The following is a 12,575-nucleotide window of genomic DNA, read 5'->3' as shown; positions in this document are numbered from 1 at the left end:
ATGCGCGTACCTCGTATCTACACCCCTGTCGCACTGACCGCAGGCCAGGAAACTGCTCTGGATGAGCATGCTGCCAACCATGTCGGCCGGGTGCTGCGCATGCAAACCGGCCAGGCATTGGAACTGTTCAACAGTGATGGCCTCGACTACCCGGCAACGATCACCGGCGTCAGCAAGCGGGAAGTGCTTGTATTACTCGCAGAGCCGGTGCCCAATCACACCGAGTCGCCGCTAAAAGTGCATCTCGGGCAGGTGCTTTCCCGTGGCGACAGGATGGATTACGCGATCCAGAAAAGTGTCGAAATGGGCGTGGACCGGATCACACCACTGGTCAGCGAACGCTGCGAAGTGAAACTTAAAGGTGATCGCGAAGACAAACGCCTGCGTCACTGGCAGCAAGTGGCGATCAGTGCAGCCGAGCAGTGCGGAAGAGCCCGGGTACCGGAGATACTGCCGGTCTCGACCCTGGCGGACTGGTTTGCAGCCACAGCGGATGATGACCTGCGCCTGGTACTGCATCATCGCACCCGGCAATCACTCGCCGAGCTGGCAAAACCTGCGCGCCTGGCGCTGCTGGTAGGGCCGGAAGGCGGACTGGCGGACGACGAAATACAGGCCGCTGAAGCGGCGGGGTTTGTTGCGGCAGCGTTAGGCCCCCGGGTCCTGCGCACTGAAACAGCACCGGTTGCGGCGCTGTCCGTGTGCCACTGGTTATGGGGAGACGGACAGAACAGCGGCAACGCCTAACCCGCCCGGAACCCAAACAAAGCGGGCGCTCATACGTCATAAAAAAGACAACCGCTTGAAGAATACAATTTGATGAGTCAAAAGGTTAGCAGGCGGACATCGCCCACCTGACATCAACAGGCAACCACAATAACAAGCTGACGAGAGATCTGTTCGTGCAAGAATCCAAACGTTTCCGGATCACCAAACGGCGCCTTCTACCGCTTATTCTGATCGCCATCGCAGTGGCGCTGATTTTTGTGATGGCACTGCTCAAGCCGGTACCACCGGAATCCACGGCAAAAGAAAAAGCCTGGCCTGTGCAGACCGTCACGCTTGATGCCCAGTCCAGATCTCCCCAATTGCGCCTGTTAGGTCGCATCGAAACCCCTTACCAATCCACTCTTAGTGCGAGTGTGACCGCAAATGTAGAAGCACTGCCTCGCCTTGAAGGGCAGACAGTCGAGCGTGACGACGTGCTGATTGAGCTGGATGATACCGAGGTCAAACTGCTGGTGGCCCAGCGCGAGGCAGACGTCGCGGAACTGGAAAGCCAACTCAAGCAGGAACAGAACCAGTTCGCCTCAGACAAGCGCCTGCTGGCACGGGAGAAGGAACTGGTCGCCATCGCTCAAAGTGGGCTCGATCGCGAAAACAAGCTGCAAGCCTCCAAGCTCAGCAGCCAGTCACGCACCGATCAGGCGAGCCAGTCGCTGCAGGCCGCAGAAATATCCATGGTGAACCGTGAATTGGCGGTCGCCAATCATGACAGCCGACGCCAATCGCTGCAGGCCAAACTGGCTCGAGCGGAAGCATTACTGGAGCAATCACGGCTGGATCTCGAGCGAACCGAAATTCGGGCGCCCTTCGCCGGAGTGATCGTATCCATTCAGGTGAGCCCCGGCGAGCGTGTCCGCCCCGGTGAAGTCCTGGCGACGCTTTACTCCACTCGCGACCTTGAAGTCCGCGCCCAGATTCCGATGCAACAAGCGGGCTTTGTTGCGCAATCGCTCAATAAAAGCGAGCCGGTTACCGCACAGGCGAAACTGGGCCAGACCACCCTGAACCTGACACTCAACCGCCTGTCCGGTCAGGTAAATGCAGGCGCCGGAGGGATTGACGGGCTATTCAGGTTTGAGGGCGAAGCCCCTGCAGCAGCGCTCAACCGCACGCTGGACCTGACACTCAACCTGCCCAGCCAACCCGGTCTATTTGCCGTGCCGGTCTCCGCACTCTATGACGAGCATACGCTCTACCGGGTTACCGACGGTCGCCTGGAATCGGTCGAAGTGCAGCTTGCAGGCGACCGATTTGAAAAGGGTCGGCAGCAGTTACTGGTCCGGTCTGATGCACTCAAGACGGGTGATCCAATCCTGACCACCCAGCTCCCCAATGCGATATCGGGACTGAAAGTAGAGCCAATGGGCAGTGCCGACAGCACGGAGCAGGCGCAATGACTGACAATGCCAGCCAGCATCGCGAAGATATTCTGGGCCGGTTTGCACGCCACAAGGTCGCCGCCAATCTGCTGATGCTGATTATGATACTGGCAGGCATCTATGCGCTGGGCGGTCTTAATCGACAGTTCTTCCCCACCTTTGCCACAGACTTCATAACCGTCAGCGTGGTCTGGCCGGGCGCCAGTGCCGAAGATGTGGCGCGCTCGATCACAACCCCGCTGGAGCAGGAATTACGCAACCTCGACAACGTCAAGGAAATGCGTTCAACCTCGGCCCGGGGCTACAGCCGAATTGTCATCGAATACGAAGAAAACACACCGATGGGCATTGCCCTTGATCAGGTCAATGAACAGGTGGGGCTGGTCCGAAACCTGCCCTCCGACTCGGAACGACCGGAAATCAGCAAGTTCGTCCGCAACGAAACCATCGCGACGGTCATCCTGACCGGACCGGCAAGGCTTGAGGCGCTGCGCCCGATGGCTTATGCCTTCGAGACCCAACTGCTCGACCGTGGCATCGCGAAAGTTGAAATGACGGGCCTTCCCGATCGGGAAATTGCGATTGAGGTGGATTCCGAATCGATTTCTGCCCTGCAGATGTCATTGCCTCAGCTCGGCCAGCGGGTCGTCGGCCAGAGCCAGGACATCCCCGCTGGCTCTGTCGGGGACAAGGAATCCGTCCGCGAGATTCGCAGCCTCGAAAAAGGCCGGACAGCAGCCGACTTTGCCAACATGCCGATTATCGCCACCGCTGATGGGCGGCGCCTGGCGCTGGGTGATATAGCCGATATCGAAATGCGCCCGAAAGAAGACTCGGTCGAGGTGTTCTATCAAGGTCAGCCTGCCGTGCTGATGGAGTTGCAGCGGGCCGAGACGTCCGATTCGCTGGATTCAGCCGATGTGATGCTGGAGTGGCTGGATGACACTCGCGCGACGCTACCCGAAGGCATTCAGCTGATCACCTTTGATGAGCAGTACGAACTGATCGTCGACCGGATAAACCTGCTGCTTAAAAACGGTATCGGCGGCCTGATTCTGGTGGTCGGGATCCTGTTTATATTCCTCAACGGCCGCATCGCGTTCTGGGTCGCCGCCGGTATCCCCATTTCGCTGATGGGCACCATGGCCATTCTGTGGTTCAACGGCGGCAGCATCAACATGATCAGCCTGTTCGCCCTCATCATGGCACTGGGCATTATCGTGGACGATGCCATCGTCGTGGCGGAAGACGCCATGACCCATTATCAAAGAGGCGAGCGATCGCTCGAAGCGGCCGAAGGGGGCGCCCGACGCATGTTCGTTCCGGTCATGAGCTCGTCGCTCACGACCATCGCCGCCTTCCTGCCGCTGATGCTGGTCAGCGGCATTATGGGGCAGGTGTTGCGGGATATTCCGTTTGTCATCATCTGCGTCATTATCGCGTCTCTGATCGAAAGCTTCCTGATTCTGCCCGGGCACCTGCGCTCGTCCTTTCGCAGCAACCACCATCGACCCGACGGCAAATTGCGCCAACGCCTCAACAATGGCTTTAACAGTTTTCGTGACAACCGCTTCCGGCCGGTCGCCGTATGGAGCCTGAACAATCGGGCGACCGTTCTGGTGGCCACCGCCTGCGCGCTGGTGATAAGCGTCGCGGTGGTTGCAACCGAACATGTCCGCTTCACCTTTTTCCCGACCCCTGAATCCACTCAGGTCGTGGCCAGCGTCAAGTTCGCCTCCGGCACACCACCCGCCGACGTCAAGGCATACGGCAGGCGAATGGAGGCCGCCCTGTGGCGTATCAATGACGAACTGAAAGATGAAGACGATCTGGTGCGCGCGGCGGTCCTGCGACTGAACCAGGCCTCGTTTGACGGCGGCGAACGTCTGGAACAGGGCGAGCAATACGCCATGGTGTCGCTGGAGCTGACGCCGCCGGACGCCCGCTCTGTGCGCACACCGGATTTCATCAAAGCCTGGCGCAAGGCCTTGCCGGATCTTGCAGGGATTGAGCAGCTGTCACTTACCAGTCCACAGGGTGGACCGCCGGGCAAGCCAATTGATGTGTTTCTGTCCGGCGCCGATGCGGATACGCTCAAGAAGGCGGCAGAGTCTCTCAAACTCAGCCTTGGTAAATACCAAGGTGTGACGGACATTCTGGATGATCTGCCCTGGGGCAAGCAGCAGTATATTTTCTCGCTGACACCGCTGGCTCAGTCGCTGGGGCTGACCATTGATGACGTCGGGCGGCAGATGCGTGCGGCGCTGGACGGCCAGTTGCTGCAAGTGTTCTACGACGCCCACGACGAAGTAGAAGTCCGTATAATGTTGCCCAAGGCCGAGCGTGAACTTCAGCAGACACTCAACACGCTTCCGATTGCCACGCCGGCGGGCTCCACGACGCCGCTGGCCAACGTCATCAATCTTGAATCACGTCGCGGACTGGCCCTGCTACGCCACAGTGACGGCCAGCTCGGGGTACATGTCACAGCCGATGTCGATACCGACGTCACCAACGCCAACCAGGTGCTTACCGATATCGAGCAAACCATTATCCCCAACCTGCAAAGTCAGTACGGTATCATCACCCATTTCAAGGGCACAGCTGAAGACCAGCGGCAGACCAGCAGCGACATGAAGGCAGGCTCGCTGCTCGGACTGGCGCTGATCTACATTATCCTGGCGTGGGTGTTCGGCTCCTATACCTGGCCGGTGGCGGTGATGATCGCCATTCCTTTCGGACTTTGCGGGGCAATACTGGGGCATTTCCTGCTGGGAATTGATCTGACCATTCTGTCGCTATTCGGCATGTTCGGGCTTTCAGGCATCGTGATTAACGACTCGATCATTCTGGTGACGTTCTACAAAGAGCTCAGAGAAGGCGGTATGCCGATCAGCGAAGCGTTGATTGAAGCATCCTGCCAACGCCTGAGAGCGGTACTGCTGACCTCGCTGACAACGATCAGTGGCCTCCTGCCCCTGCTGTTCGAGACGTCCCTGCAAGCCCAGTTCCTGATCCCCATGGCCGTCAGCATCGCCTTTGGTCTGGCGGTCGGTACCTTCCTGATTCTGCTGGTTGTCCCGGTGTTACTGTCGCTGATCGAAAGCGCGACCGCGCGCCTCCAGCGTATCGGTGGTGCTCCCCAGCCCGAGTGATTTGAATGACCGGCGGCCACCGCGCAGGTGTCATTGACAAGCTTGCAGTGGCCACAGATGATGCAAAGCACTCTGGCCCCGCCGGCCCTGCTTTCAGGCAGTGTCGGCGGGCTGAGCGCCAGAACCGGTTTAGATCACGATGGCACTCTGATTACAGCGGCACTGAGATTGCCGTAACACGCTGATCATCGTGACAAGACAACAACGACATTGAACCTGACGAGTAGCGACATGACCGAGCTGTTGCACCAAGCGGAATTCTGGCAATACCTCAGTATCCCTGTTATTGCCGCCCTGATCGGTTGGATTACCAACTGGCTGGCGATCAAGATGACCTTCTACCCGCTCAATTTCATTGGCATCAAGCCGATTTGGGGCTGGCAGGGCATCATCCCCTCCAAAGCGAGGAAAATGGCGGCGATCAGTGTTGATGCCACGATTTCAAAAATCGGAACAGTGCAGGAAATCTTCCAGCAGATAGACCCGAAAGTGCTGGGCGAATACGTGATCCACAATGTCGAACCCCGCACCGAAGAATACGTCGACGAGCTGATGCTGCGGGAGTACCCCACATTCTGGGAGAACCTGCCCGCGTCGGCCCGTAACATGGTGTACGAGCGGGTACGTAAATCCACCCCCCATCTGGTGGATAACCTGGTCGCCGACCTGTCTGAAAACATCGAAGGCCTGCTCGATATCAAGGGCATGGTGATTGACCGCCTGGCTGCCGACAAGCGTCTGCTGAACCGGATATTTCTGGAATGCGGGCAGAAAGAGTTCAAATTTATTGTGAATTCCGGCTTCTACTTCGGCTTTCTTTTTGGCCTGATCCAGATGACCGTCTGGTACTTCCATCAGGGCTGGTGGGTGTTGCCGGTTTTTGGACTACTGGTCGGATGGGCAACCAACTGGATTGCACTGAACGTCATTTTCCGTCCGTTACACCCACACAAGGTCGGGCCTATTACGCTCCAGGGGCTATTCCTGAAACGCCAGCGGGAAGTGGCCGAATCCTTCTGCCATATCGTGACCCATGAAATCCTGACCGTCGGCAATATCATTCATGCGGTACTGAACGGCCCGAACGGCGACCGGGCCAAGAATATGGTCAAAAAGCACATGAAACCTCTGGTCGACGAAACCGCCGGCATGGGCAAGGCGCTTACCCAGATGGCATTCGGACCTACCGGTTTTGCCACGCTGAAAAACCAGGTGGGAGAAAAAGCGCTGGAGATCTCCTCAACCTCTTTCGATAACCCGGTATTTGAAAAAGACCGGGCCGAGGCCGTTGAGAGCATCATGGTTGAACGCATGGTCGCGCTGTCTTCCGACGAGTTTCAGGATTTGCTTCGCCCCTGCTTCCAGGAAGATGAAATCAAACTGATCGCCGTCGGCGCATTGCTGGGATTCGCAGCAGGTGTCGCGCAACTGATACTGGTGTTCGGACAGCAATTGTTCTGAACAGGCATCAGATTTTGCACCAATTTGCGCATTCTCTGTGTCGTCGTTCTATACTCGTAGGAGCAGGAAGGGCTGCGCCGCTCTTCCCACTCACTTACCCTTTCTTTGAGGGCCGTATGGATGTGGCGCTTGTTCAATTGGTTGTCGCCAAAGCATTCGCAACAAAAATCCCCCGCTCCCAGTCAGTCTCGTCTGCTGAATGCTGGCAGACTAGCGGAAACCGGGATTTCAGCGAGCACCCTAGACGCGTTGCATAGCCTCGAAGGACACCTGTTCTGCTGGTTACTGGACGCATCCCCTGCCCAGGTCAACCAGACATCTCCTAACGAAGCGCTGGTACTGGCAGAACTCGAACGCCGGCTGACAAAAACGGCACTGGAAGAGCTGCCTCGCCAGCCCGCTGTGCTGCCCGCACTGATGGGTGCGCTATCTGATCGCGACGTCACGCGCTCCCATCTGGCCGGTATCATTCTTGGTGACCCATCCTTGACTGACCAGTTGCTTCACGTCGCCAACAGCCCGTTTTTCAAGCCTGGCGAGCAGCAAATCGAATCCGTTGAACACGCCATTTTTCTGCTGGGCATCGATGGCATCCGCAGCGTTGCCTCCGCAGCAGCCCTGAGACCGATGATGACCGCGCGCACAAGCCAGGAAGCCCTCTTTGCCCAACGGGTCTGGCGCTGGGGGCTCTCGTGCGCCCGCGCCTCGGAGCTCCTTGCCAATGCCCAGGGCACTGATGCCAACGCCTTCTTTTTGGTTGGCTTGCTGCCTTCGCTGGCCTATATCACCCTGCGCCGCGAAGTTCAGCGCATCTATCGGTCCAAATTACCTGAGGAGACCATCGAACCCTCGGTCGTTCGCAAAGCCCTGCGCCACTTCGACTGGCATACCGCACAGATTATTGCGGACAAATGGAATCTGCCGCCGCGCTATCACGCGCACCTGCTCGCTGCGGAGAGACCTTCTCCGCGCAGCGAACATACGCCATTGAACGACGGCATTATCATGGGTACCCGGGAAGTGCTACGCCATGCTCACCAGCGCAACCTTTCGGAAGAGGTATTACGAGAGGCAATTCCGCTGGAAACACGTCAGTTTGACGAGGTGCGACGTGCACTGTTGCTTATGCTGCGGGAAGGCGCCCGCAGCCTCTAGCAACGGATTTGTCCTGCCTTATACCGCCGGTGGCGGTCGCCCGACATCCGCCTGGATCAGCTCGGCAAAGGTTCTGCCATCCTCTTCACCATGCAGCATCAACATACTTTCGGGTAGCACTTTGGGCAGGCGCCGCATCAGCCGGTCTTCATCGGCCCGGACAACGGACATCACATCACCCACAGTGATTTTATCGAGTGCCCTGGCGGGCATGAGGGCATCGCAGGTTTCACCCGTCAGCACCAGCAGTTTGCCCCGGATCAGTTTGTCACTGACGCGACGCGTCACCTCTCCTGGCACGCCCAACTGGTACTCGAGTTTTTCCTGCTGCGGTGCCGGGCGCCCCTCACTGAAAGGCTTGCACACCAGCCACATCAGCACCATCGCCACATGTTCCTGCAGCTCAGGCGAAAATCTGACCCGGTAACGCTTGGCCACGGCATTCGGATTCTGCAGGTAGAACACAATACTGGCGCCGACCAGCAATATCAGCCAGTTCAGATAAATCCAGATCAGCATGATAATGCCAATCGCAAAGCTGGAATAAATCGCCTGATAGCGCGCAGAGCCGGCAACGAATGAGGCGAACAGCATGCCACCCGCTTGCCAGGCCACACCTGCAATCAAGCCACCAATAAGGGCGTACTTCAGCTTTACCCGGGTGTTGGGCATAAAGACGTAGGTGAACGTGAACGCCAAAACCACCAGAAGGAACGGCGTAAACTTGCTGAGAAACAGAACCAGTGAACCCAGCGGTTCAATCGCCATCAGCCCTTGCACTGCTGTCGAGGAAAATATGGTCGCGCTGATCCCGATGGCTGACACCATGAGCAATGGCCCGACCATAATCACGCTCAGGTAGTTGCTGAAGCGCTGCACCACAGACCGCATCTGGGGAACTCGCCAGATCATATTGAAAGAGCGTTCGATTTTCTGGACCAAGGAAACGACCGTGTAGACCAGCAATGCCAGACCGACCGACCCCAGTACACCCACTTTGATGTTGTCGACAAAACCGAGAATCTTGTCAGCCATTTCCAGCCCTTGAGGCCCCATCGGCTGAAAAAACTGATAGAGAAACGGCTCCATTTTCTGGTGAACATCCATCGCCTTGAGCACGGAAAAGCTCAAGGCAATCAGCGGCACGATACTGAGAAGCGTGGTGTAAACAAGGCTCATCGCGTAAAGCGTCAGCTGCCCGTTAACGATATCGCGCACCACTGCAAACACCGTTCGCCCGGCTTTGTAGAGCCAGGTCCACGGTCTGTGCTGCGGTGGATTCGGGTTCGCTAACGTCCATTTTTCGAGCGCTGCTAACTGTTCCTTGATTTGGCTCAGATCCACACGACCTCACTTGATATGCGCGAAATGTCCGCGACCATAATGCCGCTATAACACCCTGTTTTTCCAGTATGGCTTATTTTTCATGGATATATTGCGCGGCGCTCAAAAGATTCGAAAAACGTCGGATACCGGATCACTCGTGACTGGTGGGGCTCCGCAGATCTATCGCTTTTCGGGACGCATTGCACAAAACTGCAGGCGTGTCGTTGTTCCCTGTAATTGACCTCGATAACCTGTCTGAATTGAGGATCAGACACGGCTTGTGGGCAATCCAGTCACGGTCAAAATCTGTCCTCGAACCAAACATCCAGACAAGTTTTCGGAGTATTGGTTTGAAACCGATAAAAGATCGAATGATGTACCTGTTGATGTGCTGCTTGCTGTCGCCACTTTGTTCGGCTGATGACGCGCTTTCCATGAGCACACACAATGACATGCGGTCCCGCTTTACCGAAATGAACGACGACGAATTGATGGAAGCCAATGTGGCATTTCAGGCCCCAGTCGTGGAAGCCTCAGACGGCACGCCCCAAGTACTTACCACACCAGGCACGCCAGGCGACGGCCACATCAACACGGTGACGCAAACACCCAGGGTCGAATTTCGAGCCGGGCAGTTCCAGCGTCGCTATATTGAAGAAACAGTCTATTAGAAACGGGCGATCATCGGGCGTTAATGATACAAACACCTACTATGAAGCACCCGGGGCGATAACCCAAAAGGGTTATTCAATTCACGAACCACACGCATCCAGATCACAAACATTCGTTGCGCTTCGCCTGCTGCAATGGCTATTGCCATGTATTACAGATTCTCATACCGGTTCACGTCAAAAATCCCCGCTTCTACCGGGTTGGTCTGCTCAACAAACGCCCTGAAATCCGCCATCACATCCCAAAAATCCGGGCTGGTGCGACGCACGCCCCAACGCTCGGCCAGCGCATTCATGTCTGAAGCACGGGTGATGCCTTTGAACGCCGAGACAAATGCGTCCAGCTCGTTCAGCGGGACGTCAAAGCTGAAATTCGGATAGCTGCCCAACGTGCCGTCTATTACGGAAACCGTGTCCTGCTCCAGCAATAACCGGCTGTCTTCAGCGAACATAAAGGCAACGTTGGAATGGATCCGGTTGTGCACCAGGGTATAGACCCAACGCTCGTCTTCGCTTGAAACCCGCAAGAATACGACCTCCGGCAAAAATTTGATCGCCGGCATGGTGGCACCGTTGTCGAACGCCAGCCCGCGAAGGATCGCATCCGCGTCTTTCTGCAATGGCGAGGCGTCCGGTCGTTCACAGGGCCCACCGAAGCAGCGGTTCAGAAAATCGGGTGGGCCGGCCACCGCTGCCGCCCGATCCAGCAGCAGCTGGCTGAACTTGTCCATCACCGCGGTGTTACCGCGCTGAGGGCCATAGTCGATATCGACAGGCGTGGCGACGTCCAGATCGGTATAGGTGATCGCATCCTTGATCTTGCCTGAATCCTGATACCAGTGGTCATACAGGGCCTGGCGCTGATCAGCCGGCACAAACCGCAGGAAGTTGTGCTCCGAACCGTTCCGGATGAGATCAAAGTAAAGTCGCGTCTGCGCCTGATGCGACACACTGCCAAACACGTTGAAGTTGACCACCAGCTCGTAATAGGTGCGCTCAAGCAATGGATAATCCATCACCCAGATTGTCCGCGGCACACGCCCCAGTAAGCCGTTGCGCACTGACGCGCTGTCGTGATGGCGGAAAATAGTCAGCAGCGCATCGGTGTTGGTGCCATCACCATCCCAGATGTCGGACATCGCTGCGCCTTGCGGATCACGCGCGTTGTAATGCAGTTGGCGATCCGCCAGGTATTCGTTGCGTTTGGCCTTGTAGTCAAACCACTCTGAGCCCAACGCCATAATATCGCTCTTCACACCCGGCAGCCCCAGCAGGGGCGTCACCTGCTCCCGGTAGGCCTTGTCGTTGACGAAAGCGTCGTGATCCGGATCTTCGAAGACGGTCCAGAACTGATCCCGAATGACGTCGGTCGCGATCTGGCCACGACAGACCGGGCCGCGGATAAAGGTGCGAACAAAATACTGCGCCGTATCAAGCATAAACCGATAGCGCGCCTTGGCTGGAATCGCATCAAACGTGGCGAATGGATTGGAGCGGTCCTTGTAACCGTACCCCGGCAGCTCGCCGATGCTCCAGTCCGAATCCAGAAACAACGAGCGGTATCGGGCCATACGATCGTCATTCAGCGCGTAGGTAATATGGGTTTTCTCAACAATGGTGCTGTTCACCGGCTGTAACCGATAATAAAAGCGACCTTCCGGGTCCTCGTTCGGGCGCACGGTCGCGACCGGCAAAATCGGCTGGCCCGGCGCCGTCCACGACCGCACGATCTGATAGAACCGGCTGCCTTCCAGCGTGTCGAAATACAGGTGAGCGGTGAACAGGTGCTCGTACAGATAACGGGCGACCAGCGCTTCCCTCGCCCCCGACTGATTGAAGAAGGTTTCCCAACGCTCCACCTGCGCAAGTTCCGCATCGCCGGGATCGTAGGGTTGGGGCTGGGTCAACGCGCCTTCGGCCACCCAGGTCTGGATACGGGCGTATTCTTCATCGGTCAGGCCCGTTGTCGCGAATGGCATGCCGCCATGCGGATTGTCCTCTGCATAGTCCTCGAAATCCGCCAGCGTCGGGCAGCTCTGGGGCCGGCCAATATCGGTTCTCAGATCTTCCGGCAGCCGGCTGTTTGGCGGCAGCGGATTTTCCCGGCCCAGTGCAATCATCTGGAACAGCACCGAGGTTTCCCGCGCGTCCAGAGCACCTTCCTTATCGCCGTGTAAAACAGAGAAGAAGCCCTTGTCTCGCCAGTCCGAAGTGGTTACCGCATCAATACCCAAGCGGGTGGGTGCCATATCCTCCAGTCGGCTGCCTGCATATACCGGCAAGGGGGATGCGCCGCGCAACAGCCCCTCCGAGCTGGTGAGCTTCAGCTGGCAAGGCGCGTCATAGCAGCCATGGCAGGCCATACACTTGGCTTCGAATATGGGTTTGATGTCAGTCTGGAAATCGTAGGTCTGATTGGCCGCTACCAGCGAATGCGGTCTTTCATACGTCGGCACCTGACTGCAGGCAAAAGCGAAGAGCGCCAGCAGAAAGATCAGGCCCACCCTGAATATTGCCCTCGCCCGACCGGAATCGAATACCATTCAATAGTTCCTTCTGTTCACAGACATCATCAAGTGCGGTTTATTATAACGGGTTCATTGGCGCGGTTAAGCCTCAATGGCATACGACTGACGCCATAC

Annotated in this window: 8 protein-coding genes; 6 read left to right on the top strand and 2 right to left on the bottom strand. The window is 57.2% G+C overall.

The window, feature by feature from the left end:
• The 5 genes from ACUN9X_RS06515 (at nt 1) to ACUN9X_RS06495 (ending at nt 7,936) form a co-directional block, all read left to right on the top strand.
• Nucleotides 1–747, top strand: a complete 747-nt coding sequence (locus ACUN9X_RS06515) for a 16S rRNA (uracil(1498)-N(3))-methyltransferase (RefSeq protein ID WP_445472548.1) — start codon at nt 1–3, stop codon at nt 745–747.
• A gap of 155 nt (nt 748–902) precedes the next feature.
• Complete coding sequence (locus ACUN9X_RS06510) at nt 903–2,183, top strand: efflux RND transporter periplasmic adaptor subunit (RefSeq protein ID WP_445472547.1); 1,281 nt, start codon at nt 903–905, stop codon at nt 2,181–2,183.
• Complete coding sequence (locus ACUN9X_RS06505; RefSeq protein WP_445472546.1) at nt 2,180–5,320, top strand: efflux RND transporter permease subunit; 3,141 nt, start codon at nt 2,180–2,182, stop codon at nt 5,318–5,320. Before ACUN9X_RS06510 ends, ACUN9X_RS06505 begins: the two co-directional genes overlap by 4 nt.
• A 231-nt stretch (nt 5,321–5,551) precedes the next feature.
• A complete protein-coding gene (locus ACUN9X_RS06500) occupies nt 5,552–6,781 on the top strand; it encodes a DUF445 domain-containing protein (protein WP_260036483.1) in 1,230 nt (409 codons plus the stop codon).
• 249 nt (nt 6,782–7,030) lie between these two features.
• Nucleotides 7,031–7,936, top strand: coding sequence for an HDOD domain-containing protein (locus tag ACUN9X_RS06495; protein ID WP_445472545.1), 906 nt, complete (start codon nt 7,031–7,033; stop codon nt 7,934–7,936).
• A gap of 18 nt (nt 7,937–7,954) precedes the next feature.
• On the opposite strand, the gene ACUN9X_RS06490 is transcribed toward ACUN9X_RS06495, so the two are convergent.
• Entirely contained in the window at nt 7,955–9,280 is a 1,326-nt protein-coding gene (locus tag ACUN9X_RS06490; protein WP_445472544.1) for a YihY/virulence factor BrkB family protein, read from the bottom strand.
• A 332-nt stretch (nt 9,281–9,612) separates the two neighbouring features.
• Here ACUN9X_RS06490 and ACUN9X_RS06485 point away from each other — a divergent pair, with 332 nt between their 5' ends.
• Complete coding sequence (locus ACUN9X_RS06485; RefSeq protein WP_260036486.1) at nt 9,613–9,933, top strand: hypothetical protein; 321 nt, start codon at nt 9,613–9,615, stop codon at nt 9,931–9,933.
• 152 nt (nt 9,934–10,085) lie between these two features.
• Here the strand turns inward: ACUN9X_RS06485 and ACUN9X_RS06480 are convergent, their stop codons facing one another.
• The gene (locus ACUN9X_RS06480; RefSeq protein WP_445472543.1) at nt 10,086–12,476 is read right to left on the bottom strand and encodes a fatty acid cis/trans isomerase; all 2,391 of its coding nucleotides are present in this window, start codon (nt 12,474–12,476) and stop codon (nt 10,086–10,088) included.
• Between the last annotated feature and the right edge of the window lie 99 nt (nt 12,477–12,575).

The organism is Marinobacter sp. V032, from assembly GCF_052645435.1.
Note: the sequence above shows the minus strand (reverse complement) of the source record. Positions and strands in the feature narration are given on the sequence as shown.